We start from the raw sequence: 23,793 nt of genomic DNA on the forward strand, positions 1-23,793 counted from the left end.
ATACATACAATAATGGGCAATTACATTGCCCATCCTTATGTCTATACTTTATCTAAACCATTTTCACACCATTTAAGTTTCTCTACTATACTCTTTTCAAGTAGCATATCATTCTCAGGCAATGATGCTCTTGTCGCTTCATTATGCCAAAGATGATATGCAATGGCAGAAAACTTTATATTAGCTCTTTTTCCTCCATTATTAAAAAATCGAGCAACAAATTCACTATCTTCTCTTCCCCAACCAATAAAATCACTATTAAATCCATTAATTGCTACTGCATCTTCTTTAAAAAACGCCATATTGCAACCGCGAATTGCTTTATAATTATCTTTAGTTTCTTTATTTAAAATTGCAGTAGATAGCAGAGGTATTCGAATAGCTGATAATCTTTTTTCAATTCTTGTTTCTAGTCCCTTTTCATACCATTTTAATACCCTATAATTGGTAGGATCAGATAATAACTTTGCTGTTTTTTCCTCTGTTAGCATCACTCTTCCACCTTGAACAAATAAGCCTTTTTTAGCAGATTTTTTGTGATCAACAATAAATTTTGGATGAAGAACCATATCTCCATCAATAATCACTATATATTCATGTTCTGCCATAGATAAAGCTTTATTTCGAGATTCCGCTAGCCTAAAACCAATATCCTCTTGCCAAGCATGTTTCAGTGGAATTGGAAATATTTTTTGTAATCGCTCTATCATATCTTTAGTTTCTGCTGTTGACCCATCATCAGCAACAATAACTTCATTAGGTAATATTTCTTGATTCAAGACAGAATACAATACAGCCTCTAGTGCATCAGTTCTATTATAAGTAGTAATAATTAGTGATACTTCGATCTCTTGATTTAACTCAAACAACTTTACATATTTATAGTAGGAGCCACATGCATTAGCAAAAGATATAACGAAACCATCCGATCCCGATAAGATACCTTTTTTAAAGAAATAATTTTTTATGAATGCGGAAAAACCGTGCCCTACTGCCGAAAAGATGGAAGCTCTCTTATTAAATCTATTTTGCTCAGCAAATAATGTAGTATATTGCTGCATCTTATTGATCAGTGCAGTAGCTCCATCAAATGAGTAGTGCAAAAAATGATTATTTAATCGAATAACTGAGATATCAGGAGACAATTCTAAGGATTCGTGAACTTGCTTATCATTAAATTTTACTGACGAACGATGATATAACCTTTTAACATAATCAGGATACCATCCACACGTTTTTATGGCTTTTCCTCTATAATGATTAATCCGTAAAATTTCATAAACTTTATTTATATCTGTAAAGTCAATTTTACTAATTTCATTAATCAATTCTGGATCAAATATTTCATCACTATCAATATTAATAATCCAATCATAATTGGCAAGCTCCGCTGCTAAATTTTTCATTGGACCGAATCCAATGAAATCATGATAATGAATCTTAACATTCTTAAATTGTTGTGCTATTTCTATTGAATTATCCATTGAACCATTATCAAGGATAATTACCTCTGCAAAATCTTGTAATGAAGATAAACTTTTATGAAGATATTTACTTGCGTTTTTAACTAGCATCGTAACGCTAATAGGTAACTTATTCATTTCTATTATCTCTATTTTAAAAATAATGCAGCGGCGCCACGTACTCCACCAGAATCACCATGTATTGCCTTTTTAATTACAGGTACTTTAGCTATATTTAATAGGTATTTAGGTAGTACTTTTGGTAATGCTTCATAAATATAATCAAAATTAGATAATCCTCCACCAAATACGATCATATCAGGATCTAAAATTGTGATTAGATTACCGACACCAGTTGCCATTAGCTCAATAAATTTATTTACAAAATCAACAGTTTTCTGTTCACCTTGATAAAAACGACTAATAATGGTTTTTGCATCAATATTCTCGCCAACTAAATCTCGATATAAAAACTCAAAACCCCGTCCAGAAAGATACGTATCTAAGCAAGCAATATTCCCACATCCACAATCATAGATTGGTGCTTTATCCCCACCCAATAATTTAAGTGCATGGTAGTTTAATTGAATATGCCCAACTTCACCTGCCATACCAATACTGCCGGAATGAACTTTACCATCAAAAACAAGCCCACCGCCGAAGCCTGTTCCAATAATAAGTCCTAATACTGTTGGATACTGCTGATTTTCACTATCCCACGCCTCTGATAGAGCAAAACAATTGGCATCATTTTCCCCTCTTACTTCACGATTTAAGCGTTGGGATAAATCATTTAAAATATTTTTACCATCTGCAACTTTAATATTAGATATTTTTGCGATACCTGTTTCTTTATGCACAAAACCCGGTAAGCCTAAACCCACAAATCCTTTTGTTTCAAATTTCGAATCGGCATTATTCACCAATGTTTCAATGGTAGTCAGCCAATCTTCATAACTTGTTTGAGGTGTCGCAACTCGCTCGCTATGCAATTTTTCTAGTTTTTCATTAAAAACTGCCAACTCAATTTTTGTACCGCCAATGTCTAAACCATAATAAAACTTCATTTTTAGCCCCTTTTCTTAAATAAGCTCCGAGTTTCTAGATAAGGTACTACGTAAATAAACATCACTAGGTTAAATACCCAAGCAATCAATGTACTTACGAAGAGATCAATAGGATAATGCATTCCTAATCGCAATCGACTGATCAATATCAATCCAGCCCAAAAAACTGCAAAAATTTGCGAGAAAAAGACCGCTTGTCCAGACTGTCCTAGAAGAAACCCTGAAAATAATAATAACCAAGACACTGCGAAAATAGTATGTCCTGAAGGGAATGAATATCCAAGTTCATCCGCTTGGTGTGAGACTATTGGCATTGTATCTTCCGTTGCAAACTCCATAACTTCATTCTTTTGCTCAATTTTCGAAAGTGCATAAAATTGCTCTGAATCTGTATTGAACATCTGTGTGACAAAAGGGCGAGGTTCCTTAAATGCTAATTTTGCACCCTCTTTTATTATTTGGGTTCCCAAGATAGAACTTGCACAAATAAAGCCAACTAATAGCCATGAATAGCGATGGCGTGTAAGCCACATAATCCATAGCATAAATAACACACAAGTAATAAATGCATACGGTGTGGAACCAGCTTCTGTCCAAATAAGTAATCCTCTATCCAAATTGGGATATTGTAAATTTGTATCTAATAGCCATTGCCATCGATTCAACCACGCAATAATAGGAATAAATAGCATTGCCAATGTAAAAAGGGATAATTTTTTAAGCATAACGATCCTAACCATATAAAAACCACTTGAACCTACAAGCAGTTAAATTCACATAACAATTCTTAAATAACCTTTGTTGCCTTAGGTAAACTGATCTTTTTATCCTCACTTTGACGATATAAAACCAAAATATGCCCTATCGTTTGAACATTAATCGCTAAAGTTTCACGAACAATGGCATTGATAATTAATTGCTTAGTTTCACGATCTGCACCTGAAATTTTTACTTTAATTAATTCATGGTGATTCAATGCACTATCTATCTCTGCAAGTACACCTTCTGTTAAACCATTATTTCCTAACATAACGACTGGACTCAGACGATGAGCTAAGCTTTTAAGATATTGTTTTTGTTTAGTAGTTAATATAATTGACATTTAATTTTGCCTTTCTGAATAAAAATCTGCGGGAAAATAGCATAAATAGACTTTTTTTTAAAGAAGGATTTGAATATCCAATTGCTTCTATCTTTTAATACACTTAGAAAATGTTATATAAAACCAACTATGTCCCTTGTTGTAACCTTAAGGATAGAAGTAAGAAAATATCGCCAGTTTAAGAAAAAAGTACTCAAATCAAGAATGAGATATTGTTATCTTTCTTATTAATACAATTTTAGTTAAATAAAAGAGTTAAGAACTATATTTTATATATAATAATTGGGCTTTAATTTTCGCCAAATTAAGATAGAATACGTCCCCTGAACACAAAAAGTTTTGTGTGAAACCCTCATTTATTACTATTCAAAATTATTATAGGAAACTATATGTCTGCAACAATTTTAGAAACACTTCCACTTGGTCAAAAAGTTGGCATCGCTTTTTCTGGAGGACTCGATACTAGTGCAGCCCTTCTATGGATGCGTCAAAAAGGTGCGGTTCCTTATGCTTATACCGCAAATTTAGGTCAACCTGATGAAGATGATTACAATGCAATTCCTAAAAAAGCAATGGAATACGGGGCTGAAAATGCACGCTTAATTGATTGTCGCACTCAGTTAGCTCATGAAGGGATTGCGGCTATTCAGTGTGGTGCATTTCATATCTCTACTGGCGGTATGCCATATTTCAATACAACTCCTCTAGGTAGAGCCGTAACTGGGACAATGTTAGTTGCAGCAATGAAGGAAGATGACGTTAATATTTGGGGAGATGGCAGTACATTTAAAGGAAATGATATCGAGCGTTTCTATCGCTATGGTCTATTAACTAACCCTGAATTAAAAATTTACAAGCCATGGTTAGATAAAAAATTTATTGATGAATTAGGCGGAAGACATGAGATGTCTGAATTCCTTATTGCCAATGGATTCAAATATAAAATGTCTGTTGAGAAAGCTTATTCGACTGACTCTAATATGCTTGGTGCGACACACGAAGCTAAAGATCTTGAGTTATTAAGTACGGGTATCAAAATTGTTAAACCAATTATGGGAGTAGCATTTTGGGATGAGACCGTGGAGATCAAAGCAGAAACAGTATCAGTAACCTTTGAAGAAGGTGTACCGGTAGCACTTAACGGTAAACGTTTAGATGATGCCGTTGATTTAATTATGGAAGCCAATAAAATTGGTGGAAGACATGGATTAGGCATGACCGACCAGATAGAAAATCGAATTATCGAAGCAAAAAGTCGTGGTATTTATGAAGCACCAGGAATGGCGCTATTACATATTGCTTACGAACGTTTATTAACAGGTATTCATAATGAAGATACCATTGAACAATATCGTATTAATGGTTTACGCCTAGGTCGCCTATTATATCAAGGTCGTTGGTTTGATCCTCAAGCATTAATGCTAAGAGAAACAGCTCAACGCTGGGTTGCAAAAGCAATTACAGGAACGGTCACACTGGAATTACGTCGTGGTAACGATTTCTCAATCTTAAATACAGAATCGCCAAATTTAACTTATGAGCCAGAACGTTTAAGTATGGAAAAAGTTGAAGATGCGCCATTTGATCCAACTGATCGTATTGGACAATTAACGATGCGTAACCTAGATATTACTGATACCCGACAAAAACTGGGCATCTATAGTGATACAGGTTTGCTTTCTGTCAAAAATAATGAACTGCCACAATTAGGTAACAAATAGTAAATGTTAAAAAAATCGCACTGCGTTAATTCAGTGCGATTTTTTTATAAGGTAGTTGTAACTAATACGCAAACTAAAAATTTATATCATTAAGGATTTGATATGCAGAAACCTAAAAATAGACCATCAGGGCGTCAATTACTATCAGAAAATCTCGAATTTAATCAAATTTCTCCTCCATTTATCCCTCTATTTTTCCCCGATCCTGTGAAGAAAAGACAGATTGTTTGGGAATTTGAACAAGAAGACGGCATAAGATACACTGGTAAAGCAAAAAGAAATTCTATTACATTGCCTACTGGACTCCCTTTAGGAAAACATATGCTTACTGTTATCGTGGGACAACCGCTGTTACAAAAAGGCTATAAAATTTATAAATGTAACATTACTATAATCGAGAAGTAAAAATTCTTACATAAATTCCAAGGATACATTCAACGTGTGGTTGATTTCGACTCTTCAACCACACTTTTTTCATGCAAACTAAGAAAGATTAATTTCTTCCACAATCCATTCTACAAAATGTTTTACTTTTGAAATGTCTGACATTTCTGGAGGGTAAACAACGTAAAACGACTTCTCATCATATAGCCCTGTGGAAAAAGGTTCAATTAAATGGCCTTGTTCCAATTCATGTTGAGCTACGATTTTGTTAGCTATCGCTATACCTTGTTGGTGCATTGCCGCTTGTAACGCCATGAATGTGTGACTGAACATGGTGCCTATTTCATCAATATCTATCTTAGATAATAATCCAAAATGCTCCACTACTCTTTTCCATTTATTTCGGCTAAATACATGAAGCAATGTTTTACCAATTAAATCTTCAGGACCATTTAAAGGATAACGCTCTAAATATTCTGGGGAAGCCAAAATTACAAGTGGAGACTCACCTAATCGAACAGATTCAACATTTTGCCAATGGCCAGCACCATAATAAATGGCAACGTCAATTTCTTTACCTAGTAACCCTTCATCTTGATCGACACCTTTAATTCTGACTTCAATATCGGGAAATTTTTGGTGGAAATCATTCAATCTAGGCACCAACCAATGCATACCAAATGTTTGAGGAACGCTAATAGTCAATACTTGTCGATTATTTTTTTGACGAATTTTATCTGTAGCTGTCGCGATATGTTCTAATAGTGGTCTAATATCATCAAAATATTGACTCCCAAGCTCAGTCAATTCCAATAATCTGTTCTTTCGATGAAATAATTTTACACTTAAAAAATCTTCTAATAGTTTAATTTGATGACTCACAGCTGCTTGCGTAACAAACAACTCCTCTGCGGCTTTAGTAAAGTTCAAATGACGAGCAGCCGATTCAAAAGCTTTTAATGCATTTAGTGGGGGAAGTTTTTTATTACTCATATATTTTCACTAGTGGTTGTTTTTTACATAGTTATTTTAAACTATATCATTAATTTTTTTAATAAATAAAATAAAAAAATATCGTTTGTTAGAGCAGTACGATCAGGCTAAAATACTCGCCGTACTTAGATAAAAGGTTGTAATTAACGCTTTGCTCCATATGGAGAATTTTGTTGATTACTTTGAATTTAAGTATGATGTTGTGTTTGCATATTGGTCTAGGAAACTAGACAAGAGTAACTAAGTTACTCGTTTCACTTCCTGTATATTTTGAACCTCTTATTTGGTTTGTGACCGCCTACTTTAGGCGGTTTTTTTATATCAAAAATCCTTGGTATTCTATCACAACTAAAAATTCTAGCTAGTAAATCCATTTTTTTATATAAATCTCCCTAATTTTTATCTCTTACTCTTTTCAAAACTATCTTGAATGGTGTAAATTCATGCTTATTGCAAACAACAAATAAAACAAGGATAAAATAACATGACTAAAAATATTGATTGGCAAAATCTTGGATTTTCTTACATAAAAACAGATTATCGTTTTATTGCACACTGGAAAAATGGGGAATGGAATGAAGGAGAACTTACTCAAGATGATACACTACATATCCATGAAGGGTCTCCTGCACTCCACTATGGACAACAATGTTTTGAGGGCTTAAAAGCCTATCGTTGCAAAGATAATTCTATCAACCTTTTCCGTCCTGAAGAAAATGCTAAAAGACTTCAAAAAAGTTGTGCTCGCTTATTAATGCCACAAGTTCCTGCTGAATTATTCATTCGTGCATGTACAGAAGTGGTAAAAGCAAATAAAGATTGGCTTGGCCCCTATGGTAGTGGTGCAACACTTTATTTACGCCCATTTGTTATTGGTGTAGGGGAAAACCTTGGGCTACATTCCGCTCCTGAATTTATATTCAGCGTATTTTGTTGTCCTGTTGGAGCCTATTTCAAAAATGGGATGAAACCCTCTAATTTCTTAATTTCAGAATATGATAGAGCAGCTCCAGCCGGTACTGGTGCAGCTAAAGTAGGTGGGAATTATGCTGCAAGCTTATACCCAGGGAAATTAGCAAAAGAAAGAAACTTTGCAGACTGTATCTACCTTGATCCAAAAACACACACAAAAATAGAAGAAGTTGGTGCAGCAAACTTTTTCGGTATCACAGCAGACAATAAATTTATCACGCCAAATTCTCCATCTATTTTACCAAGTATTACTAAATACTCCCTACTCTATCTTGCAAAAGAAAGATTAGGCTTAGAAGCGATAGAAGGGGATATCTATATTGATAAACTCGATCAATTTATTGAAGCCGGTGCATGTGGCACAGCCGCTGTAATATCACCAATCGGTGGTATCCAGTATGGTGATGATTTCCATGTATTCTATTCAGAAACAGAAGTGGGTCCTATCACACAACGTCTATATGATGAATTAGTGGGTATCCAATTTGGTGATATTGAAGCCCCTGAAGGTTGGATAGTTAAAGTAGAATAAACTCAGCAAAATAAAACAGTTAAATCTAAAATAAACCGATTTAACTGTTTTATTATTTAGAGAAGAATAATGATGATAAAACGATTTAATGTAGGTAAACGCCTATCAGAAATGGCTATCTATAATGGTGTCGCATATCTAGCAGGACAAGTTCCAGAAGATGACTCACAAGATATGTATGGTCAAACAAAACAAGTTTTAGCCGAAATAGATAAACTATTAGCAGAAGCAAACACAAGTAAAGAGCGTATCTTAATGGCACAAGTCTTTATTTCTAATATGCTCGAATTTGACGAAATGAATAAAGCTTGGGATGAATGGGTTTCAGATGGAAATGCACCACCTAGAGCAGCTGTCGAAGCTCGATTAGCCAATCCAAACTGGAAAGTAGAAATTGTGATCACCGCAGCAACGACTTAAATTTTAATCGGAGAATATTATGAAGTTTTGCACCTCTTTTATTTTAACCGCCATGCTCTCATTACCCTCATTAGCTAATGCAACAGCAACTAATCAACGCCCTCCACCGACTACGTTTATCAATATTGCTGAACGACTCGCACCGAATACCGATCCCGCTTCACAAATTTACAATACCGCCTATAACAACACTGCATTTATTACTGCGACGACAAATAAATTGTCACAACCTGAACCTTCTACACCCACGGATCTTAAAAATCGTATTGCGAAAGGTGGACTCATTATTATTCATCGCTATACAGGGTCAGGGGGAAGAGACGGTAATGCTATTCCCGGTTCTATGGACGATGGGCAAAGAATTTCCGAGAAAAGTACAAATTTAATGCAACAGCTTGGTAATGTATACACTTCGCTTAATGCGCCGATTAGTGCGGTTTGGTCAAGTGAATATTACTTTGTTTATCAGCATGCGTTAGCCGCAATGGGAAAACCTGTAATCATGAATCGTGATCTTACTGGATCACTTTATTTTAGAGATAACGACGAATTACAACGCTCATTACAAGGGCTACGTAACAGAACCGTTACACCCCCACCAGCTGGCACAAATATTGTCCTTTTTACACATCAAGGGAAATTTGATAAAGCTTATGGCTATTACTTAAACCCTGGTCAAACTATTATTTTTCAACCTGATGGGTCGGGAAAACCCAATGTGATTGCCAACCTAACTTTAGATGAATGGTTAGCCTTAGCTAATGAATAAAACACAAATATAGGGGTTAATAAATAGCCCCTTTTATTTCAACCTAAATCTTCCTCTACTGTAACGAGTTTTCATTAAAGCTAATATTTTTTGCTTATCCGAGCCAACTTGTTGTTCGCTATTATGGGCAACAATTAATGAATGTTGAATAGAATGTGCATGAGTAATCGCAATAGCTAATGCATCAGCAGCATCAGCTTGAGGCTTAGCCGAAAGCTTTAAAATACGTGTTACCATATCCTGTACTTGTACCTTATCCGCTGAACCAATTCCCACCACCGTTTGTTTGACTAATCTGGCTGCATATTCAAATACGGGTAAATCTTGATTTACTGCTGCAACAATCGCTGTTCCACGAGCTTGCCCTAGTTTTAAGGCAGAATCAGGATTCTTTGCCATAAAGACCTGTTCAATCGCAAACATATCAGGTTGAAATTGCGTAATGATTTCCGTTACTCCCGCATAAATTCTCTTTAAACGTGTTGGCAGATCATCCACTGAAGTACGAATTGCCCCACTACCTAAATAATCCAATTGCTTACCTGTTTGCTTAATCACACCGTATCCCGTCACTCTTGAACCAGGATCAATGCCTAAGATAATTGCCATCAAAATTCCCTTTATCAAAATACTAAAGCGGATAGATTTGCAAAATATTTTGCAGATCTACCCGCTTTTTAATCAACTATGAATAATTTATTTGATTAGTTATCAAATTGAACAATCGAGCAATTTTTAGCAAGAATTTCGTCTGCTTGAGCACCTGTTTTATACAACATAATCGCATCAATTTTGCCTAAATTTTGTTGTGTTAATCCAGATTCTACGCTCCAAACATAGTCACCTGATACAAATGTTGTTGTATCAGTTTTCTTGCTATGATCTTCATCGAGTACAAAATCAGTAATTAGAGTATTTTTGCCTAATAATACTTTCGCACCTTTAGGTAAATTATTTTGGAAACCATAAGTTGCTGTTACTGTTGTATTGTTTTGGCAAGTATAAACAACAGATTTATTTCTCGTAGTAATCATGTCTTTTGCTTGAGTCATTTTGTCAGAGACAGACTCAGCACCATTTTTTACCGCAGTTCCTGTTGCCGAAGCAGCGTTTGATACAGCAGAAGCTGCACCATCTACTGCATCTACTCCACTTTTTACCATACTGTCAGTTTTAGCTGCCATGCTACCTACATCTGAACAAGCTGCTAAAACTAATGCTGCTGTAACTGCTGGTAAAAATTTAACTAATTTCATATTTATTCTCCGTAAATTAAGAATGGCACTACAATAAAGCTGCCACTTCATCACTGATCTCACCATTGTGATAAACATTTTGTACGTCATCACAATCTTCTAGCATATCGATCAGTTTAAGTAATTTAGGTGCGGTTTCCGCATCTAAATCAACTGTTGTTGATGGAATCATTGCAACATCTGCCGATTCAATTTTAAATCCCGCAGACTCGATACCATCACGTACACTACCTAGGTCTTCCCAAGCAGTATAAATTTCAAAGCTACCATCATCCTGTGGTTGCACATCATCAGCACCAGCTTCAATAGCAGCTTCCATTAAGCTATCTTCATCTGCAGATTCAATAAGAATCAAACCTTTTTTGCTGAATAAGTATCCAACAGATCCTTCTGTCCCTAAATTACCACCACATTTAGTAAAGCTTGGTCTCACTTGAGAGATTGTGCGGTTTGCATTATCACTCAAACATTCAACCATTACCGCTGTACCACCTGGACCGTAGCCCTCATAAACTTTGGTTTCCATGTTAGTGTCATCACCGCCACCAACACCGCGATCAATCGCACGATTAATCGTATCACGTGTCATATTACTTGCTAATGCTTTATCTACCGCAGTACGTAAACGAGGGTTAGAATTAATATCTCCACCGCCTAATTTTGCAGCTGTAACAAGTTCACGAATTAATTTTGTAAAAATTTTACCGCGTTGCGCATCCTGTGCTGCCTTACGGTGCTTAATGTTAGCCCACTTACTATGACCTGCCATCGTTAGTTCCCTATATTAAATCAAAGTTCAAATGTATTGAGTAAAATCATGTTTAACAACATAAAGTTACTTCTTTCTAATGTAAATTTTTATATTAAATATTGCTCAATCGCCTTTGCATTATTAGGCGATTTTGTCAATTGAATGGCTTCAACTGCCGATACCCACTGATAGTCTAAATGTTCCGTCAATTTAGGAACAATTTCATCTGGTAATTCCAACAAAAACCAATGTTCAGTGCAGTATATTGTTTCAGGTGCATATTTATAACGGAATTGGGGAAAAATCTCAAATTTTAGTGAATATTCACAATCTTTTAAAACTAAACCTTGCTCAACAATATCTACACCAATTTCTTCTTTTACTTCCCGAAGTGCTGTTTGATAAGGTTGTTCACCAGTTTCTATCGTCCCTGTTACCGATTGCCAAAACTCAGAATCATCATCTCGCTGTAACATCAGCACTCGATGAGTATCTTTAGCATAAATCACCACAAGCACAGAGAAAGGATTTTTATATTTCATTTGCAAAATATGAGATTAATCTAACCGCTTATAAAATAGAACGTCCCTATTACTATCAATATTGCATAGTAATAGGGACTTTGACTGAATTATTCAGGTTGCACTGTTGTTTGAATTGCAAGTTCAGCTAATGCTTTTGGATTACCTAAACTTGGCGCATCTGTCATTAAACAAGCCGCTGCCGTTGTTTTAGGGAATGCGATTACATCACGGATATTTTCTGTGCCTGTAATCAACATGGTTAAGCGATCCAACCCAAATGCTAAACCTGCGTGTGGTGGTGTACCAAATTTCAATGCATCAAGTAAGAATCCAAATTTTTCTCTTTGTTCTTGTTCATTGATACCTAAAATGCCAAATACTGTTTGTTGCATTTTCGGATCAAAAATACGCACAGAACCGCCGCCGACTTCGTAACCATTAATCACCATATCATAAGCATTAGCTACCGCTTCTTTTGGATTAGCCACTAACTCTTCAGGGGTTAAATCTTTTGGTGCAGTAAATGGATGGTGCATTGCAGACCAATTACCTTCATCATCTTTTTCAAACATTGGGAAATCAACAACCCAAAGAGGTTTCCAAGCATCTAAGTCAGTTAAACCTAAATCACGCCCCACTTTTAAGCGTAATGCCCCCATTGCATCCGTTGCAACGTTTTCTTTGTCTGCACCGAAGAAAATAATGTCGCCATTTTGTGCTTGTGTTCTTTCAAGTAATGCTTTTACTACATCATCATTTAAGAATTTAGCTACTGGGCTTTGTAAGCCTTCTAAGCCCGCAGTCACATCATTTACTTTAGCCCACGCTAAGCCTTTTGCTCCGTAGATACCGACAAATTGCGTATATTCATCAATTTGCTTACGGGTGATTTCAGCACCATTCGGTACACGAATTGCGATAACACGACCTTCAGGATCGTTTGCTGGACCACTAAACACTTTAAAATCTACGTCTTTAACTAAATCAGCCACATCTATTAATTCAAGCGGGTTACGTAAATCTGGTTTATCAGAACCAAAACGACGCATAGCTTCCGCAAAAGTCATTTGTGGGAATTCACCTAAATCAACGTTTAAACGATCTAACCATAAGCCTCTGATCATTTTTTCCATTGTGGCACGCACTTCAGGTGCAGTCATAAAGGTAGTTTCCACATCGATTTGGGTAAATTCAGGCTGACGGTCTGCACGTAAATCTTCATCACGGAAACATTTTACGATTTGGTAGTAACGGTCAAAACCAGACATCATTAACAACTGTTTGAATAGCTGTGGTGATTGTGGCAATGCGTAGAATTTACCTTTATGCACACGACTTGGCACTAAGTAATCTCTTGCACCTTCTGGCGTTGCTTTAGTTAGCATTGGAGTTTCAATATCAAGGAAACCGTTATCGTCCATATAGCGACGTACAAAACTTGTAATCTTAGCACGTGTTTTTAAACGTTCTGCCATTTCAGGACGACGTAAATCTAAATAACGGTATTTTAAACGTTGTTCTTCGGTATTAGTTTGGTTAAAGTCGAGAGGTAATACATCTGAATTGTTATAAACAAAAATATCTTTAACTAATACTTCAATTTCCCCTGTTGCCATCTCTTTATTAATTTGAGATTCATCACGGGCAATCACTTCGCCTTTAATTTGAATACAAGCTTCATTACGCAAGCTTGATGCGATTTTAAAAATAGCCTCATCTTTTTCATCAAAGAATACTTGTACAATCCCTTCACGATCACGCACTTGCATAAAAATAAAACGGCCTAAGTTACGAATGCGATGAACCCAGCCGCTAAGCGTTACTTGTTCACCAACGTGTGTGCGATTTAAACTACCGCAATAATGAGAACGCATCATATAAAATTATCCTTTTGTGAATTTTGCAAAAAATTGCCGTGATTATAGCGAAATATAAGGTGAGAAAACAGATTCCATACAAAAATAATCTACAATACCTTGAATTCCGATAATTTAACGCTATATTAGAGCGGTCACTTAATTGCAAAATTTTGCAAAATTTAATTGTTATTATGTTTAGAGGATGAATGAATGACAAACCAAACTGAGAAAGAACAAGTCGAGCAAGAAATTGTAACTGAAACACAAGAACAAGAAACAGTTGCACCAGAGGCAGTTGATCAAGAACAACAACCACAAACTGATCCGCTAGAAGAAGCGATTGCTCGTGTTCAAGAACTCGAAGAATACATTGCTAATGCAGATAAGAGAGAACAAGAAATTCAACTTAGAGCAAGAGCAGAAGTTGAAAATATCCGTCGTCGCACTGAACAAGACGTTGAAAAAGCACATAAATTTGCATTAGAAAAATTCTCAAAAGAATTATTAAATGTCGTTGATAACCTTGAAAGAGGGTTACAAGCACTTGAAGGGGCAGATGAAAACGTCAAAGCTCTTGCAGAAGGTGTGGAATTAACCCATAAAAGTTTAGTTTCAACCTTGGCTAACTTTGGTGTTGAATCTGTAGGTGTTGTGGGTGATGCGTTCGATCCTGAATTACATCAAGCTATTTCAATGCAACCCGCAGAAGGTATTGAACCTAACCATATCAGTGTGGTAATGCAAAAAGGTTACACACTACACGGACGTGTGATTCGTCCTGCAATGGTTATGGTTGCCAGTTAATTATTCGGCGATCTCGATCGTAAAAGTTTAACCAAATTTCCTCAACTATTATACGAGTGGTTATGATTAAATCACTTATCACTAATGAGAGGAAAATAAATGGAACATACTGTGAATATTCGATTTGATAAACTGCGTTTTGTAAAAAAATTACAAGAAGCTAACCAATCTCCAGAAATGGCAGAGGCATTTGCGGACGCTCTTGATGAAGCTTTGGAGCAAAGCCAAAGTCAGCTTGCCACAAAAGCCGATCTGAAAGAATTGAAATCGGAAATAAAGAACGATATGTCGCAATTAGAAGTCCGCTTAACTGCCTCAATGTATAAAATGGCAGGTTTCATTCTTGCGGGTGTTGGTGTCCTAATGGGGCTAATGAAGTTTATCAATTAACGATTCACACAATCTTATCTCTTCCCTTATTTGCCAAACAAATAAGGGATTTTATTATTTAAATCACTATGTCTTTACAATTTAATGCAATCGCTTTACTGCTCGTTATTCTTATCGTATTAGGCTTATTAAGCCAAAACAGTTCCGTCACCATTTCTGCAGCAATATTATTGATAATGCAACAAACCTTTTTATCCCAATATCTTCCAACGATGGATAAATATGGCATGAAAATCGGTGTCATTATCTTAACTGTTGGAGTACTCAGCCCTCTCGTGTATGGCAGAATTTCACTACCTGAAATTGCTCAACTTGTGAATTTAAAAATGATCCTCGCCATAATCACGGGTATTGCAGTCGCTTGGCTAGGCGGACGAGGTGTAAGCTTAATGGGAAGCCAACCTGTGTTAGTCACAGGGTTATTAATCGGTACTATCATTGGGGTCGCCTTTCTGGGTGGAATTCCCGTCGGTCCACTCATTGCAGCAGGGATTTTATCGTTGGCTATAGGGAAAGTATAAATGAATCAAAATAAGCAAAAAAAATATCATAACCGACCGCTTACCCATCAACAAAAAGCGTTAATGGCACAATTAAAAGAAACAACTATCGCAGATAGTCGCCATTTAGCCAGTCGCATTCGAGGGATTGCCACGATAAAAAATGAACAATCACAACAAGCTGTTATTGCAGAAATTGAGAAAGATCTGACCGCTTGTAAGGCTCGTTATTTTGCTCGCAAAGAACAAAATCTTACTATCGACTACCCTGACCTACCCGTATCTGCTCATCGTCAAGAAATCTTAAAACTCATTGAAGAAAACCAAGTCGTCGTTATTGCGGGGGAAACAGGTTCAGGGAAAACCACCCAATTACCGAAAATGTGCCTAGAACTTGGTCGAGGTGTGAAAGGACTAATTGGACACACACAACCTCGTCGAATTGCAGCACGTTCTGTTGCCACTCGCATTGCAGAAGAACTTAAATCAGAATTAGGTTCAGTTGTCGGTTATAAAGTCCGCTTTAACGATCAAGTGAGCGATAATAGCTTAATCAAATTGATGACAGACGGGATATTACTTGCCGAGATTCAAACAGATCGTTACCTCAATCAATACGATACACTAATTATTGATGAAGCTCACGAACGTAGCTTAAACAATGATTTTATCCTTGGTTATTTAAAACAAATTTTACCCAAACGTCCTGATCTTAAAGTGATCATTACCTCTGCGACCATTGACATTGAGCGTTTTTCTAAACATTTTGATAATGCCCCAATTATTGAAGTATCGGGCAGAACTTTCCCAGTTGAAGTCCGTTACCGCCCGATTATTGAGGAAGAAGATCAAGACCAGTTACAAGGGATTCTCAATGCGGTTGATGAACTGCAAGCAGAAGGTCGTGGCGATATTCTGATTTTTATGAATGGTGAACGGGAAATCCGTGATACTGCCGAAGCATTGCAAAAGCAAGAACTTCGCCATACGGAAATTTTACCCCTTTATGCTCGATTATCCAGTAGCGAACAACAACGCATTTTTAATCCAAGCGGATTAAATCGCATTGTGTTAGCCACTAACGTAGCAGAAACGTCCCTCACTATTCCGAATATCAAATATGTGATTGACACTGGGACGGCGCGTATTTCACGATATAGCTATCGTACCAAAGTACAACGCTTACCGATTGAGCCAATTTCTCAAGCCTCTGCCAATCAACGTAAAGGTCGTTGCGGGCGGACATCAGAAGGGATCTGTATTCGTCTTTATTCTGAGGAAGATTTTAATAATCGCCCTGAGTTTACCGATCCAGAAATTCTCCGCACCAATTTAGCCTCTGTTATTTTACAAATGACAGCGTTAGGCTTAAGTGATATTGGGGCTTTTCCATTCGTTGATGCACCCGATCATCGAAATATTCAAGACGGGATAAAATTACTTGAAGAATTACAAGCCTTTAAAACCCGTTCAACAAAGCGTGGCGAAATCCGAGAACTCACACAAATTGGTCGTCAATTAGCCCAATTACCTATCGATCCTCGTCTTGCCAGAATGGTGATTGCTGCCAGCCAAAATGGTAGCTTGCACGAAGTGATGATGATTGTCTCTGGACTTTCTATTCAAGATCCGAGAGAACGACCTCAAGAAAAGCAACAATCTGCCGATGATAAACACCGACGTTTTGCTGATAAAGAATCGGACTTCTTAGCCTTCGTGAATTTATGGCATTTTATTCAAGCGCAACAAAAAGCCTTGAGCAAAAACCAATTCCGTCGCTTATGTCAAAAGGATTATCTCAACTATTTACGTGTGCGTGAATGGCAAGATATTTATCATCAACTGCGCCTGTCAGTACGAGAAATGGGGTTACGCATCAATACGGATGAAGCGAGCTATCAACAAATTCATACTGCCCTACTCACTGGCTTGCTCTCCCATATCGGCTTAAAAGATAGTGAAAAGCAAACTTACTTGGGGGCAAGAAATGCCCATTTCTCCCTTTTCCCTGCCTCTGTGCTTTTCAAAAAGCAACCGAAGTGGATTATGACGGCAGAATTGGTCGAAACCTCAAAATTATGGGGACGGATCTCCGCTAAAATTGAACCTGAATGGGTGGAACCACTCGCTCAACATTTAGTCAAAAATAGTTATAGCGAACCTCACTGGGCGAAGTCCAAAGGTGCGGTAATGGCGTATGAAAAAGTCTCCCTTTATGGTGTACCAATTGTCGCAAATCGTTTGCAAAATTATGGCAAGATCGACCCGCTTGTCAGCAGAGAAATATTTATTCGTTCTGCATTAGTAGAGGGCGAATGGCATAATAATTACAAATTTTTCAAAGAAAATAACCGCTTGATCAAAGAAGTTGAAAACTTAGAACATAAATCTCGTCGTCGTGATATTTTGGTTGATGAACAAGTGCTATTTGATTTTTACGATCAACGTGTAGGCACTGAGGTTGTTTCCTCTAAATATTTTGATAGCTGGTGGAAAGTCGCAAGTAAGAAAGATCCTGATTTACTCAATTTTGAAAAATCATTCTTAATTAATGAAAATGCCAATAAAATTAGTGAGTTAGATTTCCCAAATTTCTGGTATCAAGGCGATCTCAAATTAAAATTAGGCTATCAATTTGATATTGGCTCACAAGCTGATGGGGTAACAGTTTATATCCCATTGCCATTACTGAACCAAGTTGAACCCGAAGGCTTTGATTGGCAAATCCCTGGACTTCGCCAAGAGTTGATTATCGCCCTAATCAAATCATTACCAAAATCCATCCGACGCAGTTTTGTGCCTGCACCAAACTATGCGGAGGCCTTTTTATCAAGAGCCAAACCTTTTGAAAAACCATTACTAGAAAGTTTAAGTTACGAACTCCGTCGAATGACTGGAGTGTTAGTCGAGCCTGAGTCGTGGGATCTACAACAATTACCGGCTCATTTGCGTATGCGATTTAGAGTGATTGATGGCAAAAATAAAACCCTTGCTGAAAGTGAAAACTTGGACGAACTCAAATTCTCATTAAAAGATGAAGTGCAATCTACCCTTTCACATATCGCCGATGATGGCATCGAGCAAAGCGGTGTGCATTTGTGGAATTTCTCCGATTTACCCAAATTCTACGAACAGAAAAAACAGCATTTCAGCGTAAAAGCCTACCCTGCTATTGTGGATGAACAAACCTCCGTGGGCGTAAAACTGTTTGAAACGGAATTTGAACAAGCTAATGCAATGCAAGCGGGACTTCGTCGATTATTGCTATTGAATGTGCCATCGCCAATCAAATACTTACACGAAAAACTGCCAAATAAAGCAAAATTAGGGCTTTACTTCGCCCCATTTGGCAAAGTATTAGAATTGATTGATGACTGTATCGCTTGTGCCGTTGATAAACTGATTGAAGATTTTGGTGGCTTTGTTTGGTCTGAAGAAAAATACACTGCGTTACAAGAGTATGTCCGAGCTAACTTAAACGATATGACCGTTGAAATAGCCAAACAAGTGGAAAAAAGCTTAACGCTTGCCTATGAAATCAGTAAACGATTAAAAGGTAAATTAGACTTCACGATGGCATTTGCTTTATCCGATATTCAAGCGCAACTTAAAGGGTTAATTTACCCGAATTTCGTTACAAAAATGGGCTATCAAAAACTTGCCGATCTTTATCGTTATCTAACCGCTATTGATAAACGATTAGATAAATTAGTGGTCGATAGCAATGCAGATAGAGCGAAAATGTTACGAGTTGAACAAGTGCAACAAGCCTATCAACAATTATTGGCGAAACTGCCAAAATCAAAACCGATTTCTGATGAAGTTGCAGAAATCCGCTATATGATTGAAGAATTACGAGTCAGCCTATTTGCCCAACAACTTGGGACGAAATACCCAATTTCAGATAAACGGATTTTGAATAGTATTGCAGAAATTAAATAATCTTTTTTAGATCCCAATATAAGTAAGATAGATTTCCTATTCTTTGCACTGAAAAAGAATAGGAAACTCTTATACGTTTGAAACAATTGATCTCTACGCCATTAGTTATAAAATAGAAACCGAGATTTTCAGACAGATCATTTCTCTATCTTCACTTTTTAAAAAAGCCTCAAAATAGGTAACGGCAATTGATAGATAAACGTGACTATTTTTTCTTAACAATCTTTTCTCATTAATAAATCTATTTTGCCGCTTTTATAAATATAATAGGATAAAAATAAAAGGAAATATAAGATGGATACAAAACAACATGAAGTACATGAACGTTTAGAGTTTGGGCTTGCACTCGCCGCAACAGCAGGTGGGTTGGATGCCTATACATTTTTGACCCATGGGGAAGTCTTTGCTGGACTCCAAACAGGTAACTTTATTTTACTTGGCATTCATTTAGGGCAAGGTAATTGGAATGTGTTAATTAACTATATTATTCCTATTATTGCTTTCTTCTCAGGTGCTTTAATCGCACGATACCTACAAAATAAAATCACCAATAATCAGCAACTCACTTTTTTACTCATTGAAACTGTATTGTTACTGTTTGTTGGATTATTTTCTCCGTTTTTCCCAGATCTCCTATCAAATGCATTACTTTCAATTGCCGCAGCTATGCAGTTACAAGCATTTACAAAATTAAAAGGCAAGCCTTTTACCTCTTTGATGATGACAGGAAATTTGCGAAACCTCTCAACTCATTTCTTTGAAGGCTATATCGATCATGACCCAGTCAAAAAAGTTGCCTTTAAAGATACGTTGTTCATTTTAGGTAGTTTTGGCTTTGGAGCATTAGTAAATGGATTTTTTATCTCACATTTTGGTCAACGGACTATTTTATTTAGTTTGATTTTTTTAGGGATCACACTCTTCTTACTTATTAAAGACAAAAAAGCTTTTCTCTAAGCGTGGAGCATTCTAAATTAACAAACTTAAAGGGCGATAGATTACCTATTGCCCCTCTTTACCTTATTATAATGTCCAAAGCTAAAGCCTTACATATCCCTTATTACGCCTGAATAAACCGATATTGAATTTTGTGATGATAAGGCTCATTTGCTGTTGTAACTCCACCAACATTCGACCATTCAGGATGATTTGGTGTATCAGGATAAAAACCTGCCTCTAATGCAACTCCTGCATAATCTTCATAAACTCCATCAGTCAAGTTTGGCTGCCCTGCTAACCAATTCCCTGTGTAAACTTGTAGAACAGGATAGGTTGTGCGTAATTCAAGGGTTAGATGATCTGCTGTGAGTGTCGCATCGGCGTAAGCGGTGAGATCATCTGAATCTTTTGCAAGTTTAAAAGCATGATCGTAACCTCTTACTGCTTGTTGATCAGCATCACTTAATAAATCTTGCCCAATCAGTTTCGCTTGAGTGAAGTCAAAACTTGTGCCTTGTACTGCTTTTAATGGAGCATTAGGAATACCATTTTCTGCTACGGGTAAATAGTGAGTGGCATTGAGTTTTAGCAGATGATTTTTGATGGTCGGTTCACCCGATAGATTAAAGTAAGCATGATTGGTTAAAGCAAGTGGCGTATCTTCATCGCTGATTGCGTTAAATTCAATTTCTAATTGATTGTCTGCTAAGCGATAATCGACCGTTACTTTCACTTCGCCACCAAAGCCTTCTTCGCCATTTGCAAAAGTTTTGCTAAATCTTACCGCTTGTGAGGAAGATGATTCAACCTGCCATAACTGTTTATCTGCCCCAATGTTTCCACCGTGCAAATTATTCTCGCCATTATTCTGTGCCAGATGATAGGTTTTACCATTTAAAGTATAGCGACCATTGGCAATACGATTGGCATAACGCCCTACTGTTGCACCAAAATAGGCTGTTTGTTTCTGCCAATTTTCTGGTGTAGTGGTTACTAAGACTTCTCGTTGCTCATTCGGTAACTTCACGATACAGGAAAGCCAATTTGCCCCAAAATCTGATAAGGTAATTTTTAAGAAATCATTTTCAAGTACATATAAATTCATAATAATCTCCAAAAAATAAAGGTGGGATTTTCCCACCTTTTTATTCAATGATTAAACGAGATGAACCCCATCACTTGCCGTGCAAACGTAGAATGTTTCTTTAATTCCCGTTTGTTTTTCATAATTATCAGCAACTAATTGACGTAATGCCTCAACTTTATCATTTGGAACAAGGCTGACGATACAACCACCAAAGCCACCGCCAGTCATTCTCGCACCACCTTTCTTACCGACAGCTACTTGAGCTAATTCAACAAGGTAGTCAATTTCAGGAATAGTAATTTCAAAATCGTCACGCATTGAGTTGTGCGATTGAGCCATTAATACGCCTAATTTTTCCATATCATTTGCTTTTAAGGCTTTAACCGCCTCAAGTACACGTGCATTTTCAGTGACAACGTGTTTTGCACGTTTATAAGCTAATTCACTTTGTTGTTTTAACTCTTCCGCACGTTGTTCAAATTGCTCAACGCTCACATCACGTAACGCTTTCACACCAAAGAATTCTGCCGCATTTTCACATTCTTGGCGACGGCTATTATATTCGCCCGTTACTAAGTCGTGCTTAACATTTGAATTGATAATGGCAATTGAATAGCCTTGTGGCACTGGCGTTGGCGTAATTTCAAGGCTACGGCAGTCAATCATCACTAAATGATCTTTTTGCCCTAATGCAGAAGTAAGTTGGTCCATATTCCCTACATTCGCCCCAACAAATTTATTTTCAGCCTCTTGTCCAATAAGTGCAATATCCGCCAAGCTGAGTGGTAAATCACCTAATACTTGGCAAGTTTTACCAATTGAAATTTCCAATGCAGCAGAAGAGCTTAAGCCTGAAGACATTGGCACATCACTTGTCATTGCAATATCTGCCCCTTGGATAAACTCTGGGCAACGTGCTTTGATGAAATTAACCACGCCACGCACATAGTTTTTCCATTTATCTTCGCTTTTTAACAGTTCCTTTTTGATATCAAAAGCATCAGTTTCATTGATATCAATTGCATAAATTCTAAAAATTGAATCATCACGTTTTGTAAAGCTCACTGCCATACCGTAGTTAATCGCACAAGGCATGACGAATCCATCGTTATAATCGGTATGTTCACCGATAATATTGACTCGGCCCGGTGCAAATACAGTTTGTGCTGCTTTATAACCAAAGTGTTTCTCAAATTCAGTTTGGGAAAGTTCGATTGGGTTCATAGGAATTCCTTATTTAGCAAATTTGTAATGAATTTCGTCGCTTACGGCTAGCAATCTTTCAGTCGCTTGCTCTGGGGTTAAATCACGCTGAGTTTCTGCCATCATTTCATAGCCCACCATAAATTTACGTACTGTTGCAGAACGTAAAAGCGGTGGATAGAAATGAGCGTGTAATTGCCAATGATCATCATTTCCTTCTTTAAATGGGGCAAAATGGAAACCCATTGAGTAAGGGAAACTGATATTGAATAAATTATCGTAACGAGTCGTTAATTTTTTCAATGCAAGAGCTAAATCCTCTCTTTCTTCCGCATTCAAATCAGTAATACGTTTGAATTGTTTTGCTTTTGGTAAAAGCAATGTTTCAAACGGCCAACTTGCCCAATAAGGCACAACCGCAAGCCAATCTTCTGTTTCAACCACAATACGTTCTTTTAATTCTAATTCACGTTTTGCGTAATCAACTAAAAGTACAGAACCATGCTCTTTTAAGTAATCTGCTTGGCATTGATCTGCTGTGGCAATTTCATTTGGTAAGAAATTACTCGCCCAAATTTGTCCGTGAGGGTGTGGGTTTGAACAGCCCATCATCTCCCCTTTGTTTTCAAAAATTTGTACCCATTGGTAACGTTGTTTTAGCTCATTGGCTTGGTCTTGCCAAGTTTTCACTACTTTCGCAATTTCTTGTTGGGTTAAAAGCGGGAGTGTTTTGCTGTGATCCGGTGAAAAACAGATAACTCGGCTTTCACCTTGCGTATGAGAAATTTTGAAAAGCGGGTCGTTACTTTCAGGCGGAGCTGGGGTATCAGAAAGTAATGCAGAAAAATCATTTTTGAACACGTAAGGTTCAGTATATTTCGGATTACTCTCCCCTGTTATACGTTTATTTCCTGGGCAGAGATAACAGGTTGGATCGTATGTTGGTCTTTCATCTTGAACTAATTTTTCTTGTTGTCCTTGCCAAGGGCGTTTTGCACGATGAGGTGAAACTAAAACCCATTGATTTTTAAGTGGATTAAATCGACGATGAGGATGGTCGTTTAATACAAATTGTTCACTCATATTCTTTCCTTAATAGTCAAATAACACTGGTT

At 36.9% G+C, this 23,793-nt stretch carries 23 protein-coding genes; 10 read left to right on the forward strand and 13 right to left on the reverse strand.

What is annotated here, in order from left to right; all coding sequences use genetic code 11:
• Positions 1 to 41 precede the first annotated feature (41 nt).
• The 4 genes from A6A10_RS05570 to yhbY form a co-directional block, all read right to left on the reverse strand.
• Positions 42 to 1,601 (reverse strand): glycosyltransferase family 2 protein, encoded by a 1,560-nt coding sequence (locus A6A10_RS05570; RefSeq protein ID WP_121121163.1) that lies wholly within the window; start codon positions 1,599 to 1,601, stop codon positions 42 to 44.
• 11 nt (positions 1,602 to 1,612) lie between these two features.
• Positions 1,613 to 2,530 carry an N-acetylglucosamine kinase gene (gene nagK / locus A6A10_RS05575; RefSeq protein ID WP_121121161.1) on the reverse strand — a complete coding sequence of 306 codons (918 nt, stop codon included), beginning with the start codon at positions 2,528 to 2,530 and terminating at the stop codon, positions 1,613 to 1,615.
• 2 nt (positions 2,531 to 2,532) lie between these two features.
• Positions 2,533 to 3,255: a phosphatase PAP2 family protein gene (locus A6A10_RS05580; RefSeq protein WP_121121159.1), complete on the reverse strand. Its 723-nt coding sequence runs from the start codon at positions 3,253 to 3,255 to the stop codon at positions 2,533 to 2,535.
• Between the two features lie 62 nt (positions 3,256 to 3,317).
• Positions 3,318 to 3,632, reverse strand: a complete 315-nt coding sequence (gene yhbY, locus A6A10_RS05585; RefSeq protein ID WP_121121157.1) for a ribosome assembly RNA-binding protein YhbY — start codon at positions 3,630 to 3,632, stop codon at positions 3,318 to 3,320.
• A gap of 389 nt (positions 3,633 to 4,021) precedes the next feature.
• Between yhbY and argG the strand changes: the two genes are divergently transcribed.
• Positions 4,022 to 5,353 carry an argininosuccinate synthase gene (argG, locus tag A6A10_RS05590; RefSeq protein WP_121121155.1) on the forward strand — a complete coding sequence of 444 codons (1,332 nt, stop codon included), beginning with the start codon at positions 4,022 to 4,024 and terminating at the stop codon, positions 5,351 to 5,353.
• Between the two features lie 102 nt (positions 5,354 to 5,455).
• A complete protein-coding gene (locus A6A10_RS05595) occupies positions 5,456 to 5,758 on the forward strand; it encodes a hypothetical protein (protein ID WP_121121153.1) in 303 nt (100 codons plus the stop codon).
• Between the two features lie 78 nt (positions 5,759 to 5,836).
• Here the strand turns inward: A6A10_RS05595 and A6A10_RS05600 are convergent, their stop codons facing one another.
• Positions 5,837 to 6,730 (reverse strand): transcriptional regulator GcvA, encoded by an 894-nt coding sequence (locus A6A10_RS05600; protein ID WP_121121151.1) that lies wholly within the window; start codon positions 6,728 to 6,730, stop codon positions 5,837 to 5,839.
• A 484-nt stretch (positions 6,731 to 7,214) separates the two neighbouring features.
• On the opposite strand from A6A10_RS05600, the gene A6A10_RS05605 reads away from it, so the two are divergent.
• The 3 genes from A6A10_RS05605 to A6A10_RS05615 all read left to right on the forward strand — a co-directional run bounded on the left by A6A10_RS05605 (position 7,215) and on the right by A6A10_RS05615 (position 9,423).
• Positions 7,215 to 8,234, forward strand: coding sequence for a branched-chain amino acid aminotransferase (locus A6A10_RS05605; RefSeq protein ID WP_121121149.1), 1,020 nt, complete (start codon positions 7,215 to 7,217; stop codon positions 8,232 to 8,234).
• A 72-nt stretch (positions 8,235 to 8,306) separates the two neighbouring features.
• The gene (locus tag A6A10_RS05610) at positions 8,307 to 8,654 is read left to right on the forward strand and encodes a RidA family protein (protein ID WP_195759410.1); all 348 of its coding nucleotides are present in this window, start codon (positions 8,307 to 8,309) and stop codon (positions 8,652 to 8,654) included.
• Between the two features lie 19 nt (positions 8,655 to 8,673).
• Complete coding sequence (locus tag A6A10_RS05615; protein ID WP_121121146.1) at positions 8,674 to 9,423, forward strand: histidine phosphatase family protein; 750 nt, start codon at positions 8,674 to 8,676, stop codon at positions 9,421 to 9,423.
• A gap of 33 nt (positions 9,424 to 9,456) precedes the next feature.
• Here A6A10_RS05615 and ruvC read toward each other — a convergent pair whose 3' ends face one another.
• The 5 genes from ruvC to aspS all read right to left on the reverse strand — a co-directional run bounded on the left by ruvC (position 9,457) and on the right by aspS (position 13,831).
• Complete coding sequence (gene ruvC, locus A6A10_RS05620) at positions 9,457 to 10,032, reverse strand: crossover junction endodeoxyribonuclease RuvC (RefSeq protein WP_121121144.1); 576 nt, start codon at positions 10,030 to 10,032, stop codon at positions 9,457 to 9,459.
• A 95-nt stretch (positions 10,033 to 10,127) separates the two neighbouring features.
• Positions 10,128 to 10,679: an ACP-like domain-containing protein gene (locus A6A10_RS05625; protein WP_121121142.1), complete on the reverse strand. Its 552-nt coding sequence runs from the start codon at positions 10,677 to 10,679 to the stop codon at positions 10,128 to 10,130.
• A gap of 28 nt (positions 10,680 to 10,707) precedes the next feature.
• Positions 10,708 to 11,448 (reverse strand): YebC/PmpR family DNA-binding transcriptional regulator, encoded by a 741-nt coding sequence (locus tag A6A10_RS05630; RefSeq protein ID WP_121121141.1) that lies wholly within the window; start codon positions 11,446 to 11,448, stop codon positions 10,708 to 10,710.
• 89 nt (positions 11,449 to 11,537) lie between these two features.
• Entirely contained in the window at positions 11,538 to 11,972 is a 435-nt protein-coding gene (gene nudB, locus A6A10_RS05635) for a dihydroneopterin triphosphate diphosphatase (RefSeq protein ID WP_121121138.1), read from the reverse strand.
• 89 nt (positions 11,973 to 12,061) lie between these two features.
• Positions 12,062 to 13,831 (reverse strand): aspartate--tRNA ligase, encoded by a 1,770-nt coding sequence (gene aspS / locus A6A10_RS05640; RefSeq protein ID WP_121121136.1) that lies wholly within the window; start codon positions 13,829 to 13,831, stop codon positions 12,062 to 12,064.
• A gap of 192 nt (positions 13,832 to 14,023) precedes the next feature.
• Between aspS and grpE the strand changes: the two genes are divergently transcribed.
• The 5 genes from grpE to A6A10_RS05665 all read left to right on the forward strand — a co-directional run bounded on the left by grpE (position 14,024) and on the right by A6A10_RS05665 (position 20,406).
• The gene (gene grpE, locus A6A10_RS05645) at positions 14,024 to 14,617 is read left to right on the forward strand and encodes a nucleotide exchange factor GrpE (protein ID WP_121121134.1); all 594 of its coding nucleotides are present in this window, start codon (positions 14,024 to 14,026) and stop codon (positions 14,615 to 14,617) included.
• A 99-nt stretch (positions 14,618 to 14,716) separates the two neighbouring features.
• Positions 14,717 to 15,007 (forward strand): CCDC90 family protein, encoded by a 291-nt coding sequence (locus tag A6A10_RS05650; protein ID WP_121121132.1) that lies wholly within the window; start codon positions 14,717 to 14,719, stop codon positions 15,005 to 15,007.
• 68 nt (positions 15,008 to 15,075) lie between these two features.
• Positions 15,076 to 15,528, forward strand: a complete 453-nt coding sequence (locus A6A10_RS05655; RefSeq protein ID WP_121121130.1) for a DUF441 domain-containing protein — start codon at positions 15,076 to 15,078, stop codon at positions 15,526 to 15,528.
• Positions 15,529 to 19,449 (forward strand): ATP-dependent RNA helicase HrpA, encoded by a 3,921-nt coding sequence (gene hrpA / locus A6A10_RS05660; protein ID WP_121121128.1) that lies wholly within the window; start codon positions 15,529 to 15,531, stop codon positions 19,447 to 19,449.
• Between the two features lie 294 nt (positions 19,450 to 19,743).
• A complete protein-coding gene (locus A6A10_RS05665) occupies positions 19,744 to 20,406 on the forward strand; it encodes a YoaK family protein (protein WP_121121126.1) in 663 nt (220 codons plus the stop codon).
• A 103-nt stretch (positions 20,407 to 20,509) separates the two neighbouring features.
• On the opposite strand, the gene A6A10_RS05670 is transcribed toward A6A10_RS05665, so the two are convergent.
• Genes A6A10_RS05670 through galT form a run of 3 tightly spaced genes read right to left on the reverse strand, consistent with a single transcriptional unit; the run spans position 20,510 to position 23,761 of the window.
• The gene (locus A6A10_RS05670) at positions 20,510 to 21,493 is read right to left on the reverse strand and encodes a galactose-1-epimerase (protein ID WP_121121124.1); all 984 of its coding nucleotides are present in this window, start codon (positions 21,491 to 21,493) and stop codon (positions 20,510 to 20,512) included.
• Between the two features lie 51 nt (positions 21,494 to 21,544).
• Entirely contained in the window at positions 21,545 to 22,699 is a 1,155-nt protein-coding gene (gene galK, locus A6A10_RS05675; RefSeq protein ID WP_121121122.1) for a galactokinase, read from the reverse strand.
• Between the two features lie 9 nt (positions 22,700 to 22,708).
• Entirely contained in the window at positions 22,709 to 23,761 is a 1,053-nt protein-coding gene (gene galT / locus A6A10_RS05680) for a galactose-1-phosphate uridylyltransferase (RefSeq protein ID WP_121121120.1), read from the reverse strand.
• Between the last annotated feature and the right edge of the window lie 32 nt (positions 23,762 to 23,793).

Origin of the sequence: Otariodibacter oris, from assembly GCF_009684715.1 — a bacterium.
Classification (GTDB): Bacteria; Pseudomonadota; Gammaproteobacteria; order Enterobacterales; family Pasteurellaceae; genus Otariodibacter; species Otariodibacter oris.

What these genes read in the sequence shown, in the direction of transcription:
- A6A10_RS05595 (WP_121121153.1), top strand. Translation starts at nt 5,456, where the DNA reads ATGCAGAAACCTAAAAATAGACCATCAGGGCGTCAATTACTATCAGAA.
- argG (WP_121121155.1), top strand. Translation starts at nt 4,022, where the DNA reads ATGTCTGCAACAATTTTAGAAACACTTCCACTTGGTCAAAAAGTTGGC.
- A6A10_RS05670 (WP_121121124.1), bottom strand. Translation starts at nt 21,493, where the DNA reads ATGAATTTATATGTACTTGAAAATGATTTCTTAAAAATTACCTTATCA.
- A6A10_RS05615 (WP_121121146.1), top strand. Translation starts at nt 8,674, where the DNA reads ATGAAGTTTTGCACCTCTTTTATTTTAACCGCCATGCTCTCATTACCC.
- hrpA (WP_121121128.1), top strand. Translation starts at nt 15,529, where the DNA reads ATGAATCAAAATAAGCAAAAAAAATATCATAACCGACCGCTTACCCAT.
- nagK (WP_121121161.1), bottom strand. Translation starts at nt 2,530, where the DNA reads ATGAAGTTTTATTATGGTTTAGACATTGGCGGTACAAAAATTGAGTTG.
- A6A10_RS05625 (WP_121121142.1), bottom strand. Translation starts at nt 10,679, where the DNA reads ATGAAATTAGTTAAATTTTTACCAGCAGTTACAGCAGCATTAGTTTTA.
- A6A10_RS05580 (WP_121121159.1), bottom strand. Translation starts at nt 3,255, where the DNA reads ATGCTTAAAAAATTATCCCTTTTTACATTGGCAATGCTATTTATTCCT.
- A6A10_RS05610 (WP_195759410.1), top strand. Translation starts at nt 8,307, where the DNA reads ATGATAAAACGATTTAATGTAGGTAAACGCCTATCAGAAATGGCTATC.
- A6A10_RS05600 (WP_121121151.1), bottom strand. Translation starts at nt 6,730, where the DNA reads ATGAGTAATAAAAAACTTCCCCCACTAAATGCATTAAAAGCTTTTGAA.
- galK (WP_121121122.1), bottom strand. Translation starts at nt 22,699, where the DNA reads ATGAACCCAATCGAACTTTCCCAAACTGAATTTGAGAAACACTTTGGT.
- A6A10_RS05630 (WP_121121141.1), bottom strand. Translation starts at nt 11,448, where the DNA reads ATGGCAGGTCATAGTAAGTGGGCTAACATTAAGCACCGTAAGGCAGCA.
- A6A10_RS05605 (WP_121121149.1), top strand. Translation starts at nt 7,215, where the DNA reads ATGACTAAAAATATTGATTGGCAAAATCTTGGATTTTCTTACATAAAA.
- aspS (WP_121121136.1), bottom strand. Translation starts at nt 13,831, where the DNA reads ATGATGCGTTCTCATTATTGCGGTAGTTTAAATCGCACACACGTTGGT.
- galT (WP_121121120.1), bottom strand. Translation starts at nt 23,761, where the DNA reads ATGAGTGAACAATTTGTATTAAACGACCATCCTCATCGTCGATTTAAT.
- A6A10_RS05655 (WP_121121130.1), top strand. Translation starts at nt 15,076, where the DNA reads ATGTCTTTACAATTTAATGCAATCGCTTTACTGCTCGTTATTCTTATC.
- grpE (WP_121121134.1), top strand. Translation starts at nt 14,024, where the DNA reads ATGACAAACCAAACTGAGAAAGAACAAGTCGAGCAAGAAATTGTAACT.
- A6A10_RS05650 (WP_121121132.1), top strand. Translation starts at nt 14,717, where the DNA reads ATGGAACATACTGTGAATATTCGATTTGATAAACTGCGTTTTGTAAAA.
- nudB (WP_121121138.1), bottom strand. Translation starts at nt 11,972, where the DNA reads ATGAAATATAAAAATCCTTTCTCTGTGCTTGTGGTGATTTATGCTAAA.
- yhbY (WP_121121157.1), bottom strand. Translation starts at nt 3,632, where the DNA reads ATGTCAATTATATTAACTACTAAACAAAAACAATATCTTAAAAGCTTA.
- ruvC (WP_121121144.1), bottom strand. Translation starts at nt 10,032, where the DNA reads ATGGCAATTATCTTAGGCATTGATCCTGGTTCAAGAGTGACGGGATAC.
- A6A10_RS05665 (WP_121121126.1), top strand. Translation starts at nt 19,744, where the DNA reads ATGGATACAAAACAACATGAAGTACATGAACGTTTAGAGTTTGGGCTT.
- A6A10_RS05570 (WP_121121163.1), bottom strand. Translation starts at nt 1,601, where the DNA reads ATGAATAAGTTACCTATTAGCGTTACGATGCTAGTTAAAAACGCAAGT.